At 67.9% G+C, this 22,233-nt stretch carries 20 protein-coding genes and 1 tRNA gene; 10 read left to right on the top strand and 11 right to left on the bottom strand.

From position 1 onward, the window contains the following. The first annotated feature begins 13 nt into the window (after window positions 1–13). Window positions 14–823: a YiiX/YebB-like N1pC/P60 family cysteine hydrolase gene (locus tag P2T65_RS06340; RefSeq protein WP_055459400.1), complete on the top strand. Its 810-nt coding sequence runs from the start codon at window positions 14–16 to the stop codon at window positions 821–823. Here the strand turns inward: P2T65_RS06340 and P2T65_RS06335 are convergent. Further along, entirely contained in the window at window positions 814–1,920 is a 1,107-nt protein-coding gene (locus tag P2T65_RS06335; RefSeq protein ID WP_072249489.1) for an OpgC domain-containing protein, read from the bottom strand. The two genes, P2T65_RS06340 and P2T65_RS06335, sit on opposite strands and share 10 nt — an antisense overlap. 228 nt (window positions 1,921–2,148) lie before the next feature. Between P2T65_RS06335 and P2T65_RS06330 the strand changes: the two genes are divergently transcribed. Together P2T65_RS06330 and P2T65_RS06325 are read left to right on the top strand one after the other, a co-directional pair. Next, complete coding sequence (locus P2T65_RS06330; protein WP_055459399.1) at window positions 2,149–3,261, top strand: TRAP transporter substrate-binding protein; 1,113 nt, start codon at window positions 2,149–2,151, stop codon at window positions 3,259–3,261. A gap of 26 nt (window positions 3,262–3,287) precedes the next feature. After that, on the top strand, window positions 3,288–4,004 hold the full coding sequence (locus P2T65_RS06325; protein WP_276199428.1) for a sulfate transporter family protein: 717 nt from the start codon (window positions 3,288–3,290) through the stop codon (window positions 4,002–4,004). Here the strand turns inward: P2T65_RS06325 and P2T65_RS06320 are convergent, their stop codons facing one another. The 3 genes from P2T65_RS06320 to P2T65_RS06310 all read right to left on the bottom strand — a co-directional run bounded on the left by P2T65_RS06320 (window position 4,005) and on the right by P2T65_RS06310 (window position 7,591). Then, complete coding sequence (locus tag P2T65_RS06320) at window positions 4,005–5,009, bottom strand: complex I NDUFA9 subunit family protein (protein WP_055459397.1); 1,005 nt, start codon at window positions 5,007–5,009, stop codon at window positions 4,005–4,007. Window positions 5,010–5,133: 124 nt separating this feature from the next. Further along, entirely contained in the window at window positions 5,134–6,939 is a 1,806-nt protein-coding gene (gene lepA, locus P2T65_RS06315; RefSeq protein WP_276199427.1) for a translation elongation factor 4, read from the bottom strand. A gap of 175 nt (window positions 6,940–7,114) precedes the next feature. Continuing rightward, complete coding sequence (locus tag P2T65_RS06310; RefSeq protein ID WP_276199426.1) at window positions 7,115–7,591, bottom strand: Lrp/AsnC ligand binding domain-containing protein; 477 nt, start codon at window positions 7,589–7,591, stop codon at window positions 7,115–7,117. A 145-nt stretch (window positions 7,592–7,736) separates the two neighbouring features. Here P2T65_RS06310 and P2T65_RS06305 point away from each other — a divergent pair, with 145 nt between their 5' ends. Beyond that, on the top strand, window positions 7,737–8,747 hold the full coding sequence (locus P2T65_RS06305) for a 1-aminocyclopropane-1-carboxylate deaminase (protein WP_276199425.1): 1,011 nt from the start codon (window positions 7,737–7,739) through the stop codon (window positions 8,745–8,747). Window positions 8,748–8,915: 168 nt separating this feature from the next. Here P2T65_RS06305 and hrcA read toward each other — a convergent pair whose 3' ends face one another. After that, complete coding sequence (hrcA, locus tag P2T65_RS06300) at window positions 8,916–10,085, bottom strand: heat-inducible transcriptional repressor HrcA (protein WP_245280532.1); 1,170 nt, start codon at window positions 10,083–10,085, stop codon at window positions 8,916–8,918. A gap of 202 nt (window positions 10,086–10,287) precedes the next feature. On the opposite strand from hrcA, the gene P2T65_RS06295 reads away from it, so the two are divergent. Continuing rightward, window positions 10,288–10,372: transfer RNA gene (locus P2T65_RS06295), tRNA-Leu, on the top strand. A gap of 459 nt (window positions 10,373–10,831) precedes the next feature. Here P2T65_RS06295 and P2T65_RS06290 read toward each other — a convergent pair. Together P2T65_RS06290 and puuE are read right to left on the bottom strand one after the other, a co-directional pair. After that, window positions 10,832–11,479, bottom strand: coding sequence for a hypothetical protein (locus tag P2T65_RS06290; protein ID WP_055460788.1), 648 nt, complete (start codon window positions 11,477–11,479; stop codon window positions 10,832–10,834). Window positions 11,480–11,765: 286 nt separating this feature from the next. Next, the gene (puuE, locus tag P2T65_RS06285; RefSeq protein WP_276199424.1) at window positions 11,766–13,178 is read right to left on the bottom strand and encodes an allantoinase PuuE; all 1,413 of its coding nucleotides are present in this window, start codon (window positions 13,176–13,178) and stop codon (window positions 11,766–11,768) included. Between the two features lie 222 nt (window positions 13,179–13,400). On the opposite strand from puuE, the gene P2T65_RS06280 reads away from it, so the two are divergent. The 3 genes from P2T65_RS06280 to P2T65_RS06270 all read left to right on the top strand — a co-directional run bounded on the left by P2T65_RS06280 (window position 13,401) and on the right by P2T65_RS06270 (window position 15,909). Then, window positions 13,401–14,228, top strand: coding sequence for a GGDEF domain-containing protein (locus P2T65_RS06280; RefSeq protein WP_063189658.1), 828 nt, complete (start codon window positions 13,401–13,403; stop codon window positions 14,226–14,228). A gap of 149 nt (window positions 14,229–14,377) precedes the next feature. After that, on the top strand, window positions 14,378–14,734 hold the full coding sequence (locus P2T65_RS06275; RefSeq protein WP_055460786.1) for a hypothetical protein: 357 nt from the start codon (window positions 14,378–14,380) through the stop codon (window positions 14,732–14,734). Between the two features lie 47 nt (window positions 14,735–14,781). Continuing rightward, window positions 14,782–15,909 carry an iron-containing alcohol dehydrogenase gene (locus P2T65_RS06270; protein WP_071923008.1) on the top strand — a complete coding sequence of 376 codons (1,128 nt, stop codon included), beginning with the start codon at window positions 14,782–14,784 and terminating at the stop codon, window positions 15,907–15,909. A 12-nt stretch (window positions 15,910–15,921) separates the two neighbouring features. Here the strand turns inward: P2T65_RS06270 and P2T65_RS06265 are convergent, their stop codons facing one another. From P2T65_RS06265 to exbB, 3 genes are read right to left on the bottom strand one after another with little or no spacing between them, the layout of a single operon-like run. After that, window positions 15,922–16,887, bottom strand: coding sequence for a TonB family protein (locus P2T65_RS06265; protein ID WP_276199423.1), 966 nt, complete (start codon window positions 16,885–16,887; stop codon window positions 15,922–15,924). 3 nt (window positions 16,888–16,890) lie between these two features. Further along, on the bottom strand, window positions 16,891–17,337 hold the full coding sequence (gene exbD / locus P2T65_RS06260) for a TonB system transport protein ExbD (protein ID WP_276199422.1): 447 nt from the start codon (window positions 17,335–17,337) through the stop codon (window positions 16,891–16,893). Between the two features lie 12 nt (window positions 17,338–17,349). After that, a complete protein-coding gene (exbB, locus tag P2T65_RS06255) occupies window positions 17,350–18,411 on the bottom strand; it encodes a tonB-system energizer ExbB (protein ID WP_276199421.1) in 1,062 nt (353 codons plus the stop codon). A gap of 320 nt (window positions 18,412–18,731) precedes the next feature. On the opposite strand from exbB, the gene P2T65_RS06250 reads away from it, so the two are divergent. Both P2T65_RS06250 and P2T65_RS06245 read left to right on the top strand, forming a co-directional pair. Continuing rightward, window positions 18,732–19,628 carry an SMP-30/gluconolactonase/LRE family protein gene (locus tag P2T65_RS06250; protein ID WP_055460782.1) on the top strand — a complete coding sequence of 299 codons (897 nt, stop codon included), beginning with the start codon at window positions 18,732–18,734 and terminating at the stop codon, window positions 19,626–19,628. Between the two features lie 119 nt (window positions 19,629–19,747). Beyond that, the gene (locus P2T65_RS06245; RefSeq protein WP_245282654.1) at window positions 19,748–20,836 is read left to right on the top strand and encodes a putative sulfate exporter family transporter; all 1,089 of its coding nucleotides are present in this window, start codon (window positions 19,748–19,750) and stop codon (window positions 20,834–20,836) included. A 6-nt stretch (window positions 20,837–20,842) separates the two neighbouring features. On the opposite strand, the gene P2T65_RS06240 is transcribed toward P2T65_RS06245, so the two are convergent. Continuing rightward, a complete protein-coding gene (locus tag P2T65_RS06240; protein WP_055460781.1) occupies window positions 20,843–22,192 on the bottom strand; it encodes an AmpG family muropeptide MFS transporter in 1,350 nt (449 codons plus the stop codon). Window positions 22,193–22,233: the final 41 nt, after the last annotated feature.

The raw sequence follows: 22,233 nt of genomic DNA, 5'->3' as shown, positions 1-22,233 counted from the left end.
GGAGGAGAGGGCCATGGTCTCGAGCATTCTTGCCGGCATCGGCCGCGGGCTCGTCGGCTTCCTGACGCGGCCCATAAAGGGCTATGCGCCGGCCTTCCCGCCGGATCTCGATGCCCTGTCGCGAGTCATCCAGCCGGGCGACGTGCTCCTTGTCGAGGGCAACACGCGCATCGCTGTTGCCATCAAGTACCTGACACAGTCCACATGGTCGCACGCCGCGCTGTGCGTCGGCGACAGGCTCGGCGTCCGCGAGGCGGACGGCGAGCCGCATGTGCTCGTGGAGGCTACCGCTGAGGCCGGCGTGACGACAGCCCCGCTCACCAAGTACCGTGACATGCACGTGCGCCTGTGCCGGCCGGTCGCGCTGACGCCGGCAGACCGGGAGGCGGTCATCCGCTTCATGGTCGAGCGCATCGGATACGGCTACGACGTGCGCAACATCGTCGACCTCGCACGCTACCTCCTGCCAACGCCGCCGGTGCCGGTGCGCCTGCGCCGCCGTATGCTGGCGCTCGGTTCTGGCGAGCCGACGCGCACGATCTGCTCGACGCTGATCGCCCAGGCTTTCCAGAGCGTGCGCTATCCGATCCTGCCGCGCGTCAAGCACTGGGACGATGACCGGCGGGTCAAGTCGGCCTACGGGCGGGCAGAGGTGCTCCACATCCGCCATCACTCGCTCTACACGCCGCGGGACTTCGACATCTCGCCCTATTTTGCCATTGTGAAGCCGACCATCGAGACCGGCTTCGACTACAAGCGCTTCCTGTGGGGCGAGGACCGGCCGGTCGAACTGCACCCGCCGGCAGGCACGCCTCAGGCCTGACGGGGCTGGGCCCGGCGGGCTGTGCGCTCCGCGAAGGCGCGTGCCACCAGATAGTGCAGGACGATGCCGATGCCCACGAGGGCCGCTTCGTCGAGGAATGCTGGCGGGCGCACGTGCTGGATGATCTGGCCGAGCGCGCTCAGGAGCGAGCCGGCAGCAAAGACCGGCAGGCTATGGCGGCCGATGAGGCAGAGCGGAGCGTGGACCGGCGTGCGCGCGAGGAGCTTCGACAGGCCGAGATGGCTGATGACATAGGCAAGCGCGAGGAAATGCAGCAGCCGCGCAAGACCGAGGTTGGTCTTGCTGATGTCGAGCGTTTCGCGCAACCCGTCCCACAGGCCGGGCACGAGATGGAAGCCGTTGGTCACCACGAAGAACGAGGCGGCAAGAATGACCAGGCAGACGGCGAACAGCAGATTGTCGCGCGTCACCATCACGTCGCGCAGGTGAAGGCCGATGAACAGGCCGATGCAGAACAGGAACTGCCAGGCGAAGGGGTTGAAGAACCACTCGCCCTCGACCGGCCACGTCGGCAGGTTGAGGCCAGCCGTGCGGGCGCCGACATAGACGAGCGCCGACACGATCAGCATCAGGAAGCTGTTGATGCGAGCGAGCGCCAGGATCGCGGGGGTCGCGAGCAGGAGCACGATGTAGAGCGGCAGGATGTTGAAATAGCCGAGCTGGTGGCTGAGCCCGACGATGGCGAGCAGCGCCCGGACGGGATCCGTCACCACGATGTCGCGTCCGTGCTCTGCCAGAAGCCCTTCGTCGTCGAATACGATGGCGGCGGTGACGAAGAGGGCGACGGCGATGAGCGACAGCGCCACCTGGACGCCGTAGATGGTGAGCGCGCGGCGCCCCAGGGCGCGGGTCGGCGTACCCGGTTCGCCGCTGAGAAAGCGTCGGCCATAGGCGAGCGCCACAGAAACGCCGGACAGGAAGACGAATGCTTCGGCTGCATCGGAAAGTCCGATGTTCTTGTGGGTCATGTATTCAAACACGTTGCCAGGAACGTGGTTGATAAAGATCGAAACAAGCACGATTCCGCGCCAGAAATCGATCGAATTTATTCTCTGATTCGAAGTGGACTTAGCCATCGTCAGCCCGATTCGTCTGTCCGCCGAAATTCTTGCGCTGCCTGTGGTCGAAATGAGGCACCAGCCTCGAAACGCGGGGAAAAGATCGATTGTTCCCTTCACGAAAGGGCGAGGCGTGTGTGCAGGCCGCTTGCGGCCCAGCCGCAAAAGCCGGTTTCACCCGGCTTCGATCATGCTCTAAAGTCCGCGACCGATCGCGGCGCAGGCCGCATGGGGATGAGGAACGCCATGACCAGGGAATACGAGGCAGGACGATCGACAGTGGCGCGCCGCGGCGTCATCGGGGCGCTGGCGGCGGGCGCGGTGGGGCTCGCCGCCCCGCATGTGGCGCGGGCCCAGGGCGCCGTTTCCTGGCGCATGGCGACCTCCTGGCCGAAGAACACGCCCGGCGTCGGCGTCAATGCCCAGCGCCTGGCCGACATGATCACGGCCATGTCCGGCGGGCGGCTCAAGGTGCAGCTCTTCGCCGCAGGCGAACTGGTGCCGCCCTTCGAGGTCTTCGACGCGGTCTCCTCCGGCGCCGTCGAATGCGGCCATGCCACACCCTATTACTGGCAGGGCAAGAGCCCGGCCTTCCATTTCTTCACCGGCGTGCCCTTCGGGCTGTCGGCCAACGAGCACGCGGGCTGGATCGCCTTCGGCGGCGGCCAGGCCCTGTGGGAGAAGGCCTACGAGCCCTTCGGCGTGCTGCCCTTCTACACGGGCTCCTCCGGCGCCCAGGCTGGCGGCTGGTTCCGCAAGGAGATCAACAGCCTCGACGACCTCAAGGGCCTCAAGATGCGCATCGCCGGGCTCGGGGCGGAGGTGCTGCGCCGGCTCGGCGTCAACACGCTGCTGACGCCGCCGGGCGAGATCTTCCAGGCCATGCAGGCCGGCACCATCGATGCCGCGGAGTGGGTCGGCCCGTGGAACGACCTCGCCTTCGGCCTCTACCGGGTGGCCAAGTACTACTACCTGCCGGCCTTCCACGAGTTCGGCCCGGCGCTCGAGATGCTGGTCAACAGACAAGCCTACGAGGCGCTGCCCGACGACCTGCGGGAGATCGTGCGCCGCGCGGCGCAGGCCATCTCTTACGAGACGCTTGCCGATTTCACCTTCCACAATATCGAGAGCTATCAGCCGCTTCTTGAGAAGGGGGTGGAAGTGCGTGCCTTCAACGACGATATCGTCAAGGCGCTCGGCCGCCAGTCCGAGGCGGTCCTGTCGGATCTCTCCAAGACCTCGCCGCTCGCGGGCGAGGTCTATGCCTCATTCACCGCCTTCCGTGCCAAGGCGATGACCTACGGCAAGGTGATGGACGGGGCCATCTATTCCATGCGCGAGACGGGGCTGGGGGCATAAGCCCCCGATCCTTTCCTGGGAGAGCCATGTATCCCGATGCCATCCTGAAGGCGTGGCGGCAGATCGTCTCGCCGCCGTTCCGCCGCATCCTGTGGCGCGCGCTGGCCCTGACGCTGGCGCTGATCGTGCTCGTCTGGCTGGCGCTGACGCGCGGCGTCGCGATGCTGATGGACCGCTATGCGCTGCTGGTGGACTATCCACTGATCGACAGTTTCGCGCTCATCTTCGCCGGCATCGGCATCTTCATCGCGCTCGCCTTCCTCGTCCCGCCGATCTCCGCGCTCGTCGCCGGCTATTTCCTCGACGACGCGGCGGAGATGGTGGAAGGGGCCCACTATCCGGCAGATCCGCCGGGCCGGCCACTCTCCTTCGGCCGGTCCATCCTCTACGGGCTGCGCTTTGCCGGCCTGTCGCTGATGGTCAATGCCATCGCGCTGGTGCTGCTCTTCGTGCCGGGCGTCAATCTCATCGCCTTCTTCGGAGCGAACGCCTATCTGCTGGGCCGGGAATATTTCGAGCTCGCCGCCGGACGTTTTCAGCCGATGCCCGAGGCTGCGGCCATGCGCCACCGCAACCGCGGCACGGTGCTGCTCGCCGGCCTCGTCATCGCCGGTTTCGTCGCCATTCCCGTCATCAACCTGATGACGCCGCTCTTCGGCGTGGCCTACATGGTGCACGTGCACAAGAAGCTGGCCGCCCGCGAGGCGCGGGCGATGGCGACTGCCACGGTGCGGGGCGGCTGATCAGGCGAGGTGCGTCTGCTCGAACTGGCCGCGTTCGCGGAAGCGCCAGAGATAGGTCGGCACGATGGCCTCGACGGCTTCCGGCTGGATGCCGAGGCCCTCGAGCGTGCGACCTTCGGCGATGGCGACATCGGACACCACGTTGTCGGTCCTCAGCAGCGTCACCTGGTCGCGGGTCAACACAAATTCGTCGGGCATGAGGCCGAAGGTGAGCTTGTCGAGCGTCTCGAGCACCGCCGCCTGGGCCCGGCCGAGTCCGAAGGACAGCGGCAGCACCAGCCGGCTTCGGCCCGTGACCTTGAGGATGTAGTCGAGGATCTCGCGCAGGCTCCGCACCTGCGGACCGCCGAGCTCGTAGACGCGCCCGTCGGCCACTGTGCCGTCGACGGCGCGGGCGATGGCCTCGGCGACGTCACCGGCGAAGACCGGCTGGAAACGCGTGTCGGCGCCGACGAGCGGGATGACGGGCAGCATGCGGGCAAGCGCCGCGAAGCGGTTGAAGAAGGCGTCCTCCGGGCCGAAGACGACGGAGGGACGGAAGACGATCGCCTCGGGGACCGTGGTGAAGACCGCCTCCTCGCCTGCCGCCTTCGTGCGGGCGTAGAGCGAGGCGGACTTGGGGTCCGCCCCCAGCGCGGAAACGTGCACGAGCGAAGCGCCGGCACCGGCCGTCGCCTGGGCGACGGCGCGCGCGCCGAAGGCCTGCACGGCGTCGAAGCGCTGGCGCCCGGTCTCTTGCATGATGCCGACGAGGTTGATAACGGCATCGGCCCCCTGCACGGCGGCCTCGACCGAGTTCTTGAAGCGCAGGTTGGCCTGGACGGCGTGGATCTGGCCGACGCGACCGAGGGGCTGCAGGTGCCCGGCAAGATCGGGCCGGCGCACGGCGACGCGGATGCGATAGCCGCGGCGGGCGAGGGCCCGCACCACGTGGCGGCCGAGGAAGCCCGAGCCGCCGAAGACCGTGACGAGCTTGGAGAGGGGATCGAGCGCTTGCGCCGCCATGGTTGTCTCCACGAGTGCTGATCCGACGTTGCCGGCCGCCGGAAGGGTCGCGGCTTCCTTAGAGCATTTTTGAGGGAAGTGGAATCCGCCGCGACGAAAGGCGGCGGGGCTGAGGCCGGACGCCTCAACTGTCCATCTTCAGCGCGGCGATGAAGGCTTCCTGCGGGATCTCCACCTTGCCGAACTGGCGCATGCGCTTCTTGCCCTCCTTCTGCTTCTCGAGGAGCTTGCGCTTGCGCGAGACGTCGCCGCCATAGCACTTCGCCGTCACGTCCTTGCGCAGGGCGCGGATGGTCTCACGGGCGATGATCTTGGCGCCGATCGCGGCCTGGATCGGGATCTGGAAGAGGTGCTGTGGGATGAGGTCCTTCAGCTTCTCGCACATGGCGCGGCCGCGCATCTCGGCGCGGGTGCGGTGCACGAGCATGGAGAGCGCATCGACCGGCTCGCCGTTGACGAGGATCGACATCTTGACGAGGTCGCCGGGGCGATAGTCGGTGATCTGGTAGTCGAAGGAGGCATAGCCCTTCGAGATCGACTTCAGCCGGTCGTAGAAGTCGAACACCACCTCGTTGAGCGGCAGGTCGTAGACGACCATGGCGCGCTTGCCGACGTAGTTGAGGTCCACCTGCTCGCCCCGCCGGTCCTGGCACAGCTTGAGGATGGCGCCGAGATAGTCGTCCGGCGTCATGATGGTGGCGCGGATCCACGGCTCGGCGATCTCGGCGACCTTCATCACCTCCGGCATGTCGGCCGGATTGTGCAATTCGCGCTCGCTGCCGTCGCTCATCTTGAGGCGGTAGACCACCGAGGGGGCGGTGGAGATGAGGTCGAGGTTGAACTCGCGCTCCAGCCGCTCCTGGATGATCTCGAGGTGGAGAAGACCGAGGAAGCCGCAGCGGAAGCCGAAGCCGAGCGCCGCCGAGGTCTCCATCTCGTAGGAGAAGCTGGCGTCGTTCAGTCTGAGCTTGCCCATGGCCGCGCGCAGGTCCTCGAAATCTGCGGCATCGACCGGGAAGAGGCCGCAGAAGACGACGGGCTGCACGGGCTTGAACCCGGGCAGTGGCTCGGCGCAGGGCTTCTTGTCGTCGGTGATGGTGTCGCCGACGGCGGTGTCCGCCACCTCCTTGATCGAGGCGGTGAGGAAGCCGACCTCGCCGGGGCCGAGCGAGTCCACATTGGTCATCTTGGGCCGGAAGACGCCGACGCGGTCCACCGGATAGGTCGCGCCGGTGCGCATCATGCGGATGGTCGTGCCCTTCCTCAGCGTCCCGTCGATGATGCGCACGAGGACGACGACGCCGAGATAGGCATCGTACCAGCTGTCGACGAGCATCGCCTTCAGTGGCGCCTCCGCGTCGCCCCTGGGCGGCGGCAGGCGGGTGACGATGGCCTCCAGCACGTCCTCGATGCCGAGGCCGGTCTTGGCCGAGATCGGCACGGCGTCGGAGGCGTCGAGGCCGATTACCTCCTCGATCTGCTCCTTGACGCGGTCGGGCTCGGCGGCCGGCAGATCGATCTTGTTGAGGACGGGCACGATCTCGTGGTTAGCGTCGAGCGCCTGGTAGACGTTGGCGAGCGTCTGCGCCTCGACGCCCTGGGAGGCGTCGACGACCAGCAGCGAGCCCTCGCAGGCCGCGAGCGAGCGCGAGACCTCGTAGGCGAAGTCGACGTGCCCGGGCGTGTCCATCAGGTTGAGGACGTAGGTCTTGCCGTCCTTGGCCGGATATTCGAGGCGCACGGTCTGCGCCTTGATGGTGATGCCGCGCTCGCGCTCGATATCCATGGAATCGAGCACCTGCTCCTGCATCTCGCGGTCGGACAGCGCGCCCGTCTTCTGGATGAGCCTGTCGGCGAGCGTCGACTTGCCATGGTCGATATGCGCGACGATGGAGAAGTTGCGGATGGTCTCGATGGGCTTCGTTGTCATGTCGGAACGTCGTTTCGCTCGCCCGCCTGTCCCCGCGGCTGTGATGGCCTTCCTGCGCAGGCGGGGGCGGGAGCGCGGCCGTGATCGTCAAGCCGCGGGAATAGCAGCGTGCGGGCCATCCGCCAAGAGGTGCGCCGCTAAGGGGCCGGCAAAGTCCCTCGCGCGGGGCGGCGCTTCAGAAGGCGAGTGGTGCGTTGTCGACCACCTCCTTGAGGACGAAGAAGGTCCGCGTCTGGCGCACACCGGGCAGGGCGATGAGCTTTTCCCCGTGCAGGCGGTTGAAATCGACCATGTCGCGCACGCGGATCTTCAGGAAATAGTCGAAGTCGCCGGCGACGACGTGACAGTCGAGCACCACCGGCATGGCGCGCACCGCCTCCTCGAAGGCGGCGAAGCTCTCGGGCGTCGAACGGTCCAGCACCACGCCGACGAAGACGAGTGTGCCGCGTTCGACCCGCCCGGGCGCCACGAGCGCCCGCACGCCCGACACATAGCCCTCGGCGAGGAGGCGCTGGATGCGCCGGTGGCAGGTCGCCGTGCTGGTGTTGACGCGCTTGGCGATCTCGGCATTGCCCATGCGCCCGTCGGCCTGCAGCAGCCTGAGGATGCGCAGGTCGGTGCGGTCGAGTTCGTGTGTGACGGATTCTTTCATTGAATGGCCTGTTAATGAAGCATTCGGGAGACACTGGGCGGATCAACCGAAACAGCAAATCACAAATGACGCTTACTTCGGAAGGACCTTTCATAGCTACTGTTGCTAGGCTTTCCCAATCCATTTCCAAGGGGAAGACCGCGCCATGCTCGAAAAATTCGACCGCTATCCGCTTACCTTCGGCCCGACGCCGATCGAGAAGCTGGAGCGTCTCAGCAAACACCTCGGCGGCAAGGTGGAGCTCTATGCCAAGCGCGAGGACTGCAACTCGGGCCTCGCCTTCGGCGGCAACAAGCTGCGCAAGCTCGAATATATCGTGCCGGACGCGATCAGGAGCGGTGCCGACACGCTCGTCTCCATCGGCGGCGTGCAGTCCAACCACACGCGCATGGTGGCGGCGACGGCAGCCAAGATCGGCATGAAGTGTCGCCTCGTGCAGGAGAGCTGGGTGCCGCACGACGATGCGGTCTACGACCGGGTCGGCAATATCCTTCTCTCGCGCGTCATGGGGGCGGAGGTCGAACTCGTCGATGAGGGCTTCGACATCGGCATCCGCGAGAGCTGGGAGCGGGCGCTCGAAGACGTCCGCGCCCGGGGCGGCAAGCCCTATCCCATCCCGGCCGGCGCCTCCGTGCACAAATACGGCGGCCTCGGCTATGTGGGCTTCGCCGAGGAGGTGAGGGCGCAGGAGGCGGCGCTCGGCTTCTCCTTCGACTTCATCGTGGTGTGCACCGTCACCGGCTCCACCCACGCCGGCATGGTGGTGGGCTTCGCCAAGGACGAGCGCCAGCGCCGTGTCATCGGCATCGACGGCTCGGGCACGCCGGAAAAGACGCGCGCCCAGGTGCTCGATATCGCCCAGAAGACCTCAGCCCTCGTCGGCGGCAAGGACATCACCGAGGAAGACATCGTGCTGAAGGAGGACTACGCCTATCCGGCCTATGGCGTGCCCTCGAAAGAGACGCTCGCCGCCATTCGCCTCTCGGCGCGCCTCGAGGGCATGATGACCGACCCGGTCTACGAGGGAAAATCCATGCAGGGCATGATCGACCTCGTCGCGCGCGGCTTCTTTCCGGCCGGGTCGAAGGTGCTCTACGCGCATCTCGGCGGCGTGCCGGCGATCAACGGCTACAGTTACACCTTCCGCAACGGCTGACCGCACCATGGCGGCCTCCTCTTCATCGGGCGGCCGGCGACCGCCGCCGCCTGGCCGGAGGAGGTCGTCGCCATGCGTTTCGCGACGCTGCCGGCGGCAGAGCTCATCGCCCTCGACGAGGTGTCCGGAGCCGAGGCGACGATGATGCTGTTCCCGTGAGGGGGGCGCCTACCGCCCCTCCAGCAGCCGCGACACCACGCGCGCCGTATAGTCCACCATCGGCACGATGCGGGCATAGTTGAGCCGCGTCGGGCCGATGACGCCGACGACGCCGACGATGTGCTGGGTGCCGTCGCGGAAGGGGGCGGCGATCATCGACGAGCCGGACATGGAGAACAGCTTGTTCTCCGAGCCGATGTAGATGCGCACGCCCTCGCCCTCCTCGGCGCGGGAGAGGAGGTCGATCACGTCCTTCTGGGTCTCGAGGTCGGCGAAGAGCAGGCGGATGCGCTCGAGGTCCTCGGCGGCCCGGAGGTCTTCGAGCAGGTTCGCCTGGCCGCGCACGATGAGCTGACGCTCCTCGGCCGGGCCGACGCTCATGGCGACGCCGGCCTCGACGAGCCGTGCCGTCAGTGCGTCGAGCTCGCGGGCGATCTCCTCGCGCCGGCGGGCGATCTCCTCGCGCACCTCGCTCAGGGTGCGGCCGCGGATGCAGGCGTTGAGGAAGTTCGTCGCCTCGGTCAGCGCCGAGGCGGGCAGGCCCTGCGGCAGGTCGAGCAGGCGGTTCTCCACCGAGCCGTCCTCGGCCACGAGCACGACGAGGGCGCGGCCGGGGTCGAGCCGCACGAACTCGATGTGCTTGAGGCGCAGGTTCTGCTTGGTGGTGACGACGACGCCGGCCCCGCGCGACAGGCCGGACAAGAGCGTCGTCGCCTGGGCGAGCACGCCGTCGAGCGAGGCGCTGCCGGTGCCGGCGCGCACCTGGCTCTCGATATTGGCCCGGTCGGCCGCCGTGAGGTCGCCGATCTCGAGCAGTGCATCGACGAAGAAGCGCAGGCCGAGCTCCGTCGGCAGGCGCCCGGCGCTGGTGTGGGGCGCGTAGATGAGGCCGGTCTGCTCGAGATCGGCCATCACGTTGCGGATCGAGGCGGGCGAGAGCTGCAGCGGCAGCATGCGCGAGAGATTGCGCGAGCCCACCGGCTCGCCCGTGGCGAGATAGCTCTCGACGATCTGGCGGAAGATTTCGCGCGAGCGCTCGTTGAGCTCGACGAGCGGGCGCGACCCTTCCGCCACCGTACCGGCGGTGGTGCCGGCAGCCGCGCCGGAATGCGCGCTCGCGCCCGGCGACGCGCCGCCGGGAGGCAAGGCACCGCGTGGCGTCACGTTCATGGCCGTCATGCTCCTGTCGTCCTTGGGATTATGGGCCCGATCGGCCGCTTTTCAAGCAACGGCCAGCGCCTCGCAGTGGATCCCTGCGGCCGCGCGCCCGCACCCCCCGCCCCGCTGCGGCCGATTGTCCACCGCGCCGGCGGGCGCCCGCGCAAAAGCGCCGTTGACAAGCCCGGGGCGCATGCTTAGACAGACGCCTGCCCTGACATGGGCCCAGGTGGCGGAATTGGTAGACGCGCTGGTTTCAGGTACCAGTGGTGAAAGCCGTGGAGGTTCGAGTCCTCTCCTGGGCACCATCGCTCCCCTACGTTGCGCCCTCGCGTCAGCGCGGACCCCGGTGAAGGGCTCACGGAGTTCGTTTGATGGCTCGGCCAAGGTAAAGGGCATCCAACGCCAGTGCGGTTTTTTGGCGTATGGCCGCTGCGAGCTGTCCGGCGCCTCTCCCCTACGATTTGTCAGCCGTCACCTGTTCTGATCCTCCTGAATTCACGTTGAATGGATAAAAACTCCAGGAACTCGGTATACAGTATATCTAAAGTCACTAAGCATTCTTTCAAACTCTTATTTGAAGTGAACCGCCTCATATAGCTAAGAAGTCCTGCGAGACGCTAGCAAAAATCCACAGCAATACAAATATATTACAAGTATCATCAGAATCGAGATAGCAATAATCCACCCTCCAAAGTCCCAAATTGCTTCCATTGAGTTTGTGAATACTGGTGAAAAACAGGCCGTTGCTGGCTTATTGCCGCATCTTACGCTTCAATCACAATCTTGACTTTCTCAGGATCGACTCCAAGCGATTGTGCCAAACGCCGCTTCGCCTCCGCGATGGTCAAGGGCGCCTCCTGGTGCGGCATGGGCGCTTGAACTACGAGTTCGGCTGCCGCTCCGTCGTCCGCGCCATCCAGCTTCGCGGTAAGAAGAGGTTGCTTGCCGAGAGCGATGCCGCCACCGATCGATGACGGTGTCTCTGGGTCTTCGGGAAGGAACATTGAAACCCAAACGCCGCGCCCGATGGGGATGCTGTGCCCCGCATCCAGTCTTGCACGGTAAGCACGATCGAAACGCTCTCGCATTTCGTCGCCGTCCACCATGTAGACCAGGCCACGCTTCGGGTTGTCCTTGTCATCGACGGTGACAGCCGCGACGTAGTCGACGTCGTCCAGCGTGACCCATCCGCTGTCGTCCTCGTTCCGCGGAAAGGCAATCCACGTGTCCTGCGTCGTGCGAATGGAAACGGTGTGCCGTTCGGCTCCCCTCACGATTCTGCGAACGCTGGACTTGCCGATTCCTTGGATACGCTCGATGCGCCAGCCCGCTTGCTCAAGCGCGCGCTGGCCCAACTCAAAAAGCTTACGACGGCTTGCAATCTTTCCCGGCTTTCCGAAAACATTTGTCATTCCGCAGTCCTTTCAAAACGGCATGCGGATGATGCCGTCGGTGTGGCGACGTGTCAATTTGTTCCGTAATCTTTCTGGAAGATATTCGGAACAAATGCGGCGGCTTCGGACGGGGAGTAGCGCCGGCTATCGGAGGCAGGCGTGTAACGGCAGCCAAAGCGCAAGAGCCCGCGATCTGCGAACGGAGGAAGGTAAGCCGCCTCAAACTGAATCAGAAATCCAAGGGCGCTCCGGTTCGATGGATGCTTCCGCCTTTTATAGGCGCCATGCCGGCATATTCGAATATTCACCCCACCCTCTCCCTCAGCCTCAACAACGCGATCCGCTCGATCTCCGCCATCGCCGTCGAGAACTCCGCTTCCGGCGTGTTCGCGAGCCGCGCCTGAAAAGCCTCCAGGATCTCCTCCTTGGTCCTGCCCTTCACGGCCATGATGAAGGGGAAGCCGAAGCGGGCCTTGTAGGCGTCGTTGAGGGCGAGGAAGGTCGTCTTCTCCTCGGCCGTCAGGCGGTCGAGGCCGGCGCCGGCCTGTTCGCGGCGGGAATCGGGGGCGAGCTCGGCGGTTTTCAGGCGGCCGGCGAGGTCCGGGTGGGCCTTGATGAGGGCGAGCTTTTTCTCACGCGGGGCATGCGCCAGGACGGTGCACATGGCCGCGTGCAGGCCCTCGGCGCTGTCCTGGGCGGCGGTGAGGCCGCGCCGGTGCGTCTCCTCGGCGATCCAGGGGGAATGTTCGAAGACGTCGCCGTAGAGGGCGATGAAGCGCGGGGCGGAGAGGCGGCTCGGCACGAGGCCGGCCGGGCGGTGGTGAACGTACCAGTGGCGGGCGATGTCGATGCGGCGCGGCACCCACACGCACGGATGCGCGGCGACATAGTCGAGGAAGCGGGCGAGCGCGGCGGCGCGGCCCGGCCGGCCGACGAGGCGGCAGTGCAGGCCGATGTTGAGCATCTTCGGCGCGCCTTCGAGGCCCTCGGCATAGAGGGTGTCGAAGCTGTCCTTGAGATAGGCGAAGAACTGGTCGCCGGAATTGAAGCCCTGCACGGCGGCAAAGCGCATGTCGTTGGCATCGAGCGTGTAGGGGATGACGAGGTGCGGCCCGTGCGGCCCCTCGACCCAATAGGGCAGGTCGTCGGCGTAGGAATCGGAGGAATAGAGGAAGCCGCCCTCCTCCATGACGAGGTCGGTGGTGAAGGCCGAGCAGCGGCCGGTGTACCAGCCGAGCGGGCGCGCGCCCGTCACCTCTTCGTGCAGCTCGAGCGCCTGCAGAAGGTGAGCGCGCTCCTCCTCCTTGGAAAAATCCTTGTATTCGATCCACTTGAGGCCGTGGCTGGCGATCTCCCAATCCGCCTCCTGCATGGCAGCGACGGCCTCCGGGTTGCGGGCGAGCGCGGTGGCGACGCCATAAACCGTCACCGGCAGGCCGCGGCGGGTGAACATGCGCCACAGGCGCCAGAAGCCGGCGCGGGAGCCGTATTCGTAGATCGACTCCATGTTCATGTGGCGCTGCCCCGGCCAGGGCTGGGCGCCGACGATCTCGGACAGGAAGGCCTCCGAGGCGGCGTCGCCGTGCAGGATGTTGTTCTCGCCGCCCTCCTCGTAGTTGAGGACGAACTGCACCGCGATCGCCGCCCCGTTCGGCCAGAGGGGATCGGGCGCGTGGCGTCCGTAGCCGATCATGTCGCGGGGATAGGGGCTCGTCATGGCGAAGGGCTCCGGAGGCAGCGGCTGGAGGGGCGGCCGGGAGGCCGCGCCCGGCACCAAGCAAGCATCGGGCCGCGGCGGAAATCAACGGGGGGGGGGGTGCCGGCGCGGCCGGCTGTCGCGGCCGCCCGTTTTTGCATCTTCGCCTCTTTGGCAAGCGGTATGCACTGTTGTAGTGACAACGTCTGGGACAACCGTCCCGCCGGATGAGGTAGGACCCCCGTGAGCACGCCCGCGATCCACGGCGCCATCAGGCCATCCGACTGGCATTTGCGCAGCACGCTGCAGGATCTCTTCCTGCTCGTGTCGGCCATGGCGCTCGCGGTGCTCGTCGCCTGGCAGTACGATATCTTCACGAGCGGCTATGTCACCGATCCGCCGGAGAAGAAGATCGAGATCGACGAGGCCTTGCTGCTCGGCCTCATCCTCGGCATCGTGCTCTTCCTGTTCTCGCTGCGCCGGCTCTCCGAGCAGCGCCGCGAAGAGGCGCGGCGGGTCGCCGCAGAAGAGCGGGCCGAAGAGGCCGAGCAGCTTGCCATGCTCGACCCGCTGACGGGCCTGCCCAACAGGCGCGTGCTGAGTCGGGCCTTCGAGGAGATGCGCGCACGGCCGGAGCGTGCCGGTGCCACCCTCGCCTTCATGCTGATCGACCTCAACGGCTTCAAGGCGGTCAACGACCGGCACGGCCACCCGGTCGGCGACCGGCTGCTCGTCGTCGTGGCGCAGCGCCTCGGCGGCGCGCTGCCGCGGGAGGCTACCTTGAGCCGGCTCGGCGGGGACGAGTTTGCGGTTCTCTGTCCCAACATTACCGGCCGAGAGGATGCCGCGGCCGTCGCCCAGCGGCTCGTTGAGGTCATCGGGGAGCCGATCGTGATCGACGGTCGGCGCCATGCCGTTTCCGCTGCCGTCGGCGTTGCCCTCCGCCCGCTCGTCGGCGCCGTCGTCGATGATCTGATGCGCGAGGCTGATGCTGCGCTCTATGCGGCCAAGGCCGCGGGCGGTGCGGCGATCCGCTTTGCGGCAACGCCTGCCGATGCGCCGGCGGGCTGAACGGCGGCACGCTGCGCGACATTCCTGTTGAGAGACATGAAGCCATGGCTGCCATGCAGCGGCGGCCCTGCGCCAGCGGCACGAATCATGTTTCGCTGGTAGAAGTGCAAGTTGCGTCATGTGGCGTTCAGTCGGGTCGTGGTGTCGGTATGCGTTTCGAGGCGTCGTTTTCCGTCGAGGTCGACGAATACGGGCGCATTGCGCACGAATGTGTCGACTATTCCTTGCTGCCCCTGCGTTACGAGCGGCTGACGCTGGAGCTCGACGAGCCGATGCCGCGCCGGCAGATCGGCTATGCCATCGTCTGGAACGACGACCGGGTGGTGCATGCCGCCGCGGTGGTTAGCGACCGGCTGCGGATCGACCTCGATCTTGCCGTGCCGGCCGGCGACCATGCGTTCTGGTTCCTGTGCGCCGGGCTCGAGCCGGGCGCCACCATCAGGGGGCGGGCCGTCGTCGAGGGGCGGCTCGACCTCGCGGCCGATGCTGCGGCTGATCCGGACTGACCGGCGGGGCCGCGCGGAAAGATACAAAGGCGGAATAGGGGGAAGCAGTGGGCATCATCTCTTACCTGACGACGACGGAGTTCGGGCCGGGCAGTCTCGCCAAGCTGCCTGAGAGCCTCACGGGCCTCGGCATCCGGCGCCCGCTCCTCGTCAGTGACCGCGGCCTTGCCGCGACGCCGCTCGTCGAGCGCGTCAGGGCGCTCTGCCCGGAGGGCACGCCGGTCTTCCTCGACGTGCCGACGAACCCGACCGAGGAGGCGGCGCTCGCCGCGCTCGCGCTCTACAAGGCGGAGGGCTGCGACGGGCTCGTGGCGCTCGGCGGCGGCTCGCCCATCGACCTCGCCAAGGCGGTGGGGCTGCTCGCCACGCATCCGGCGCCGCTCGCGCGCTATGCCGCCATCGACGGCGGCATGGTCCATATCACGGCAGCGGTCGCGCCGCTCGTCGCCATACCGACGACGGCCGGCACCGGCGCGGAGGTGGGGCGCGCCAGCCTGATGACGCTGGCCGACGGGCGCAAGGTGGGCATCATCAGCCAGCATCTCATCCCGCGGCTCGCCCTGTGCGATCCGGAGCTGACGCTCGGCCTGCCGCCGGGTCTGACGGCGGCGACGGGGCTTGATGCGTTGTCGCATTGCATCGAGACCTTCCTGTCGCCGCGCGACAATCCGCCGGCCGAGGCCATCGCCCTCGACGGCGCCGGCCGCATCTGGCGCAACCTGGAGCGGGCCGTTGCCGACGGCTCCGACCTCGCGGCGCGCACCGAACTGATGATGGGCGCGCTCGAGGGCGGCCTCACCTTCCAGAAGGGGCTCGGGGCCGTGCATGCGCTGAGCCATGCGCTCGGCAGTCTCAAGGAGCCGTCGCTGCATCACGGTACGCTCAACGCCATCCTGATGCCGCCGGTGGTGCGCTTCAACGCCGGCCATGTCGGCGACAAGCTTGCGCGCATCAAGGCGGCGCTCGGCCTGCCGGCTGAGGTGGACCTCGCCGCCGAACTCGACGCGCTCAACCGGCGCCTGAACATCCCGGCGGGCATCAGGACGCTCGGCGTCACCGAGGCCATGCTGCCGAGCGTTGTCGAGAAGGCCCTCGCCGACCACAGCAATGCCACCAATCCGCGTGCGGCGACCGGCGACGACTACATGGCGCTGTTGCGCGCGGTGATGGTGTGATCGGGGGACCGGTCAGCGCAGGGTGAAGTTGACCGGCACGCGAACGTTGAGCGTCGCCTGCTGCATCACGGCTGGTGGGGGGGAGGGCACGGGGCTCGCTTGCCTGGCGCCGTCGATGATGGCGGCGTCGAGGATGGGCGAGCCGCTGCTCGCCGCGATGCGCACAGCGAGCACGTTGCCCGCCGCATCGAGCCGCAGCAACAGCTGTGCGGAACCTGTCACGGTGCCGGCGCGGGCGCGGTCGGGATAGCGGATGTGACGGCGCAGGTGTGCCACGACCTTGCCGGCCCATTCCATCTTCGTCTGACCCGACACGGGGGCCGAGCCCTCGCGCGGCGCCGCCGGCGCGGCAGCCTCGTTCTCCTGCGGTGCGAGGCTGCCGCGCGTGCGCCGCTGTTGTGGTGGCGGAGGGCGGCGCTCCATCCTGGGCTGGACGGCCGCGGTCTTCGGCTTCTCGGGTGGCGTCAGCTCCGGCGGGCGCTGCGGCGGCGTCGGGGCCGGCAGCATCACCTCCGGCGTCGGCACGTCGGGCGGCGGCGGCAGCATGTCGAGCGCCGCCACCTGCGCGGGCGTCACGAGTTCGGCAAAATCGGGCGTCGGCGCCGGCTCCGGCAGCTCGACGACGGGATCAGGCAGGGGCTCCGGCGGCGGCTGTCTGGTCGCCTCTTCCGGCCGGGGCTCTGCCGGCACGGGTGCCGGCTCGGGCGGCTGCTGCTCGGTCGGCGCCGGCTGTGTGTCGGCGTCCTCGCCCGGTGTCGTGTCCTCGTCGCTCGCCTCGCTCGGTGGGGCGGCGGCAAGCGGCGCAAGGTCGACCATCACGGCCGCCGGCGGCTCGCCGGGGTCCTGGATCGGCGTGGCCGAGCGCAGCAGGCCGATGGCGACGAGGCCGTGCACGGCTAGCACCACGGAGCCGGCGAGCGTCCAGCGCAACGCCAGCCGGCCGGGATGTTCCGCAGGGGTGAAGCCGGGATGATGCATCCGTCAGGGGCTCGTCGTGGGCGCCGCAGCGACCGCCGCCTGCTCCAGCCCGACGAGCGCCACCTTGAGATAGCCGGCGGCGCGCAGCGCGTTCATTACCTGCATGACATCGCCATAGGCCACGGCCTGGTCGGCGCGCAAGAAGATGCGTTCTTCGCGGTTGCGCTTCGTCGCTGCATCGAGCGCGGCGGCAAGACCCTCGCGGGTCACCGTCTCCTCGCCGAGGGTGAGGCCGAGGTCTGCCCTGATGGTGAGGTAGAGCGGCCGGTCGGGCCGCGGCTGCTGGGCGGCGTTCGACACGGGCAGGTCCACCGGCACGTCAACGGTGGCGAGCGGCGCGGCCACCATGAAGATGATGAGCAGCACGAGGATGACGTCGATGAACGGCGTGACGTTGATCTCGTGCGTTTCGGCGAGATCGTCATCCCGGTGGTCGAGCTGGACGGCCATGGTGCTGCCTGTTCATTCCGCCGCGGCAGGCAGGCCGGAGATGGCGCGCAGGTTCGTGCGCCGTCCCTGGGCGGCAAGGTCGCGACGGTCGAGATCGCGCGAGAGGAGGCGCATCACCTCGCTGCCGGCATCGGCGAGGAGTGCCTTGTAGCCGCCGATGGAGCGCGTAAAGGCATTGTAGATGATGACCGCGGGGATGGCCGCGACGAGGCCGATGGCCGTGGCGAGGAGCGCCTCGGCAATGCCCGGCGCCACCACGGCGAGGTTGGTCGTCTGCGCCTGTGAGATGCCGATGAAGGAGTTCATGATGCCCCAGACGGTGCCGAAGAGGCCGACGAAGGGAGCCGTGGCGCCGATGGTGGCGAGGAGGCCGGTGCCGCGCGTCATGCGCCGGGCGGCATTCGCCTCGATGCGGGCGATGGAGATGGCGACACGCTCCTTGATGCCGTCGGCCGGCATGGCGCCGGAGCGCTCCACCTCGCCCTGCGCCGCTCGCGACAGGTTCGCCGCCGGGCTGCGCGCTGCAACGCGGTCGCGGTCGAAGATCGCCTCGAGGGCGTCGTCCAGCGTCGCGGCCCGGGCGAGCGCGGCATTGACCCGCCGGGCGGCGCGCCGCGCGGCCGCAAGTTCGAGCGTCTTGGCGAGCCACAGGGTCCAGGTGACGACAGAGGCGAAGGCAAGGCCGATCATGACCGCTTTGACGACCCAGTCGGCCGCCATGAACATGCCCCAGGGCGACAGGTCGTGCGGCAGCAGGGCTGTCACCCCCGGGGGCGCGGCGTCGTTCAGAGCAGCATGCTCCCCGGCGGGCGGGGGCGCCGGCATTGCTGTCGCAGGCTCCGCTCCTTCGGTCGCGACAGGCTGATCCGCTGCCGGCGCGGCCTGCGGCGCGGTTTCCTGTTGCGCGGGGGCAGCAGCGCCGGGCTGCGCCGTGTCCTGCTGCGCCTCGACGGCGGCGATCGAGAGCGCGCCGAAAACAAGAACGATCGCGAGGCGGCCTATCGCGGCGCCAGCGATGTGCAAGGCGATCCATCGCCGTGCCTCGCGCCCGGCAGGCGGCTGAGTTGCAATCATGTCCGGCCTCGTTCGCTGTCGGTCTGTTTTCACCTGTCGCGGTCGCCCTGCGGCAGGCAGGCATATGTGCTTTGCTGCAATAGATACACGGTAGTTGGCAAGTAAAAATCGAAAAATCTAAATTGAAATAATTCCAAAGAGGGCAGAGGCGCGATGAATTACGGAGCATTTATTATTTTCGGGCGCCATTCTGCAGCAGGCGGCTTCGCTCGGCGCTGAATGCGCCGCTGGTATGCGCAAAGTGGAAAGCGCGACGAAAAACGGTGCGCGGGGGCGGCGACTGCCCTATTGAGAAGATCAACAACACGGAGCGAAGCCACATGAGCGAGGGGTCACCCTTCACCTGCGTGCTCGACGCACGCGCCCGCCTCGGCGAAAGCCCGGTCTGGTCTGTGGCGGAGCAGGCTCTTTACTGGGTGGACATCAAAGGCCGGGCCCTGCATCGCTTCGACCCCGCGACGGGCGTGGACGAGGCCATGGCGATGCCAGAGGACATCGGCTCGGTGGTGCTCGTCGAGGGCGGCGGCTTCATCGCGGCGCTGCGCACGGGTCTCTTCTTCGTCGAGGCGGACGGCACGGTGCGCGAGCGCCTCGCTGCCAATCCCGAGGACCATGCCGTGAGCCGGTTCAACGACGGGCGCACGGACCCGGCGGGGCGTTTCCTCGTCGGTACCATCGACGAGCCCAAGGCCGGCGGCAAGGCGCATCTCTACCGCTTCGACGAGGGCGGCCTGGCACCTCTCATCGGCGGTCTGCTCACGTCCAATGGCCTCGCCTTCAGCCCGGACGGCACCTGGCTCTATCATTCCGATACGCCGGCCTTCACTGTCTATCGCCAGCGCTACGACATCGAGACCGGAGAATTCGCCGACCGCGAGGAATGGGTGCGCCTGACGCCGACGGAAGCCGACCGGGGTCGGCCCGACGGTGCGGCGGTGGACATTGAGGGATGCTACTGGACGGCCCTCTTCGAGGGCGGCCGCATCCAGCGCTATTCGCCGCAGGGCGAGCTCCTCGCCGAATATCCGGTGCCCGCCCGGTGCCCGACCATGATCGCCTTCGGCGGGGCGGACCTGCAGACGATCTTCGTCACCTCGGCGCGGGACGGGCGGCCGGAGGAGGAACTTGCGCGCCTGCCGCAGTCCGGCGGCATCTTCTCCATGCGCGCGCCGGTGCCCGGTCTGCCGGAGCCGCTATTCCGCCGGCCGGTGCGCTGAGCGCGCTACGCGGCTGGCGCATGGTACGCGGCTGGCGCATGGGCGTTGCCCGCCTTCCGCCATTCCCGGTTGCGGCGAGCGGGGATAGAGAGGGGCGGATTGCAGCCGGTGCCTCGCCCATGACCGCCTCCACCCCCGGATCGACCGCCGAAGCTTCGTCGCCCGCGGCGCGCGGGCGCCTGAACGGGCGCATGGGCGGCCTTGGCGATGTCGTGCCAGGGGTCCTGCTCGCGGCGGCGGTCGGCGTCGTCGCGACGCTGCTCGAGCCCACCGCGGCGCGCCTTGCCGCTGCCCTCTTCGGTGCCACCGCTGGCCTGCCGGCGATGGTGCTGGCGCTCGTCATCGGCATCCTGCTCAATCCGGTGGCACAACGGCTGGTCTTCAGGCCGGGGCTCACCTTCTGCGTCAAGAAGGTGCTGCGCTGGGCCGTCGCGCTGCTCGGACTGAAAATCGCCGTCGGTGACGTCCTCGGCCTTGGCTGGCAGGTCATGGTCGTGGTCGTCGCCGGCATGGCGGCGACGCTCGTCTCGGGCGTGTGCCTGGCGCGCCTTTTCGGCCGTAGCGATGCGTATGGCGCGCTCGTCGGCAGTGCCACAGCCGTCTGCGGCGCCTCGGCGGCCCTTGCCACGGTCAGCGTGCTGCCGGACTACAAGGAAAGGGAAGCCGACGTTGCCTTCGTCGTCGTGGCGGTGAACGCCCTGGCGACGCTCGCCATGCTGCTCTACCCGCCGCTCGCGGCCTTCGTCGGCTTCGACGAGCGCATGACCGGCGCCCTCCTCGGGGCGGCGATCCACGATGTCGCCCAGGTTGCCGGCGCGGGCTACGCGGTGTCGGAGGTGGCGGGCAATACGGCGGTGGTGGTCAAGCTCTTCCGCGTTTTCCTGCTGCTGCCGGTCGTCCTCGCCGTCGCCTTCTATTTCGCGAGCCAGGGCGGCAGCACGGCGCGGGCGCGCGTGCCCGTGCCGGTCTTCGCGCTCGTCTTCCTAGCACTCGTCCTCGTCAACAGCTACGCCCTGCTGCCCGGCCCGGTCACGGGAGTGCTCAACGAGGCCTCGCGCACCGGGCTGCTGCTCGCCATCGCCGCGCTCGGCCTCGGCACGTCGCCGCGGGCGCTGGCAAGTCTTGGCTGGCGACATGTCGTCATCGCCACCGGCGTGACGCTCGTCATCCTCGCCATCTCGGTCGCCGGGCTCGCCCTTCTCGGCTGACGGGCCTCAGCCACGCGCCGCGGGCGTGGGGGCTGGGGCACCGGCCGGCACGGCGGTCGCCTCCTCATCCTCCTTCTTCTCCGCCATGCTGCCCCTGAGGGCGATGCACAGGAGCGTCGTCGGGATGCCGATGGCGGCGGTGAGGATGAAGAAGGTCGGATAGCCGAAGCTGTCCACCATGTAGCCGGAGAGGCCGCCGACGACCTTGCCGGGCAGGGCGTAGAGCGAGCTGAGGAGTGCGTATTGAGTCGCCGCGAAAGCGGGCGAGGTCAGGCTCGACATGTAGGCGATCAGCGCCGTTCCGGCGAAGCCGCCGGCGAAGTTGTCGAGGCTGATGCTGAGCATCAGGAGATTGAGGTTGTGCCCCTCGAGCGCCAGCCAGGCGAACATCAGGTTCGAGGCGGCGGCGCTGACGGCGCCGATGAGCAGGGTGGTCCACAGGCCGAGGCGCGTCGCCGCGATGCCGCCGGCAAAGGCGCCGAGAATGCCGATCCACACGCCGTAGAGCTTGGAGACGCTGGCGATCTCGGACTTGGAGAAGCTGAGGTCGATGTAGAGGGGATTGGCCATCACGCCGGCGACGAAATCCGGCAGGCGGAAGAGCGCGACGAGGGCGAGGATGGCGACGATCAAGGGGCCCTTGCGGCGGGCGAGGTCGGCGAAGGGCTCGACCACCATTTCCTGGGCGCGTGCCAGCAAGGAGGTGCCCCGCGGCGCGGCGCGCTCGCGGCCGATGTCGAGATTGGGGGCGAGCAGGCTCGCGCCGACGCCGACCGCCATGACGGCGGCCATGGCGAGATAGGCGCTGCGCCAGTCGACGAAATCGGCGATATAGAGCGCGCCCGCGCCGGCGCAGATGAGAGCGAGGCGATAGCCGAGCTGGTAGGCGGCCGACATCATGCCCTGCCGCTCGGTGGGGGCGGCGTCGATGCGCCAGCCGTCGATGACGACATCCTGCGTCGCCGAGAAGAAGGCGACGACGAGCGCGCAGACCACCGTGACGCCGAGGCTCGTTCCTGGATCGCTCAGGGCGATGCCGACGAGGCCGAGCGCAATGCCGCCCTGCGCCGTCAGCATCCAGGCGCGGCGCCGGCCGACGAGGCCCGACAGCACCGGCACGTCGAGACGATCGATCACCGGTGCCCAGACGAACTTGAAGCTGTAGGCAAGAGCGACGTAGCTCAGGAGCCCGATATCGGTGCGCGAGATGCCGGCCTCGCGCAGCCAGGCCGACAGGGTGCTGAAGACGAGGAGGAAGGGCAGGCCGGCGCTGAAGCCGAGGGCCAGCATGATGGCGAGGCGCCCATCCGAGAGGAGGGCGGCGAGGCTGAGGCGGGGGCGCTCGGTCTTCGTCACGGCATCATTCCGGTGTCTCGTCGCTCGCTGTCCGCCGGACA

Origin of the sequence: Chelatococcus sp. XZ-Ab1, assembly GCF_029309855.1 — a bacterium.
Classification (GTDB): Bacteria; Pseudomonadota; Alphaproteobacteria; order Rhizobiales; family Beijerinckiaceae; genus Chelatococcus_A; species Chelatococcus_A sambhunathii.
Note: the sequence above shows the minus strand (reverse complement) of the source record. Positions and strands in the feature narration are given on the sequence as shown.

Excerpts from the sequence above, each read along its gene's own strand:
- P2T65_RS06250 (WP_055460782.1), top strand. The coding sequence starts at position 18,732 with ATGAGCGAGGGGTCACCCTTCACCTGCGTGCTCGACGCACGCGCCCGC.
- puuE (WP_276199424.1), bottom strand. The coding sequence starts at position 13,178 with ATGACGAGCCCCTATCCCCGCGACATGATCGGCTACGGACGCCACGCG.
- P2T65_RS06290 (WP_055460788.1), bottom strand. The coding sequence starts at position 11,479 with ATGACAAATGTTTTCGGAAAGCCGGGAAAGATTGCAAGCCGTCGTAAG.
- hrcA (WP_245280532.1), bottom strand. The coding sequence starts at position 10,085 with ATGACGGCCATGAACGTGACGCCACGCGGTGCCTTGCCTCCCGGCGGC.
- P2T65_RS06340 (WP_055459400.1), top strand. The coding sequence starts at position 14 with ATGGTCTCGAGCATTCTTGCCGGCATCGGCCGCGGGCTCGTCGGCTTC.
- P2T65_RS06310 (WP_276199426.1), bottom strand. The coding sequence starts at position 7,591 with ATGAAAGAATCCGTCACACACGAACTCGACCGCACCGACCTGCGCATC.
- lepA (WP_276199427.1), bottom strand. The coding sequence starts at position 6,939 with ATGACAACGAAGCCCATCGAGACCATCCGCAACTTCTCCATCGTCGCG.
- P2T65_RS06275 (WP_055460786.1), top strand. The coding sequence starts at position 14,378 with ATGCGTTTCGAGGCGTCGTTTTCCGTCGAGGTCGACGAATACGGGCGC.
- P2T65_RS06335 (WP_072249489.1), bottom strand. The coding sequence starts at position 1,920 with ATGGCTAAGTCCACTTCGAATCAGAGAATAAATTCGATCGATTTCTGG.
- P2T65_RS06305 (WP_276199425.1), top strand. The coding sequence starts at position 7,737 with ATGCTCGAAAAATTCGACCGCTATCCGCTTACCTTCGGCCCGACGCCG.
- P2T65_RS06245 (WP_245282654.1), top strand. The coding sequence starts at position 19,748 with ATGACCGCCTCCACCCCCGGATCGACCGCCGAAGCTTCGTCGCCCGCG.
- P2T65_RS06320 (WP_055459397.1), bottom strand. The coding sequence starts at position 5,009 with ATGGCGGCGCAAGCGCTCGATCCCCTCTCCAAGCTCGTCACGGTCTTC.
- P2T65_RS06265 (WP_276199423.1), bottom strand. The coding sequence starts at position 16,887 with ATGCATCATCCCGGCTTCACCCCTGCGGAACATCCCGGCCGGCTGGCG.
- P2T65_RS06330 (WP_055459399.1), top strand. The coding sequence starts at position 2,149 with ATGACCAGGGAATACGAGGCAGGACGATCGACAGTGGCGCGCCGCGGC.
- P2T65_RS06325 (WP_276199428.1), top strand. The coding sequence starts at position 3,288 with ATGTATCCCGATGCCATCCTGAAGGCGTGGCGGCAGATCGTCTCGCCG.
- exbB (WP_276199421.1), bottom strand. The coding sequence starts at position 18,411 with ATGATTGCAACTCAGCCGCCTGCCGGGCGCGAGGCACGGCGATGGATC.
- exbD (WP_276199422.1), bottom strand. The coding sequence starts at position 17,337 with ATGGCCGTCCAGCTCGACCACCGGGATGACGATCTCGCCGAAACGCAC.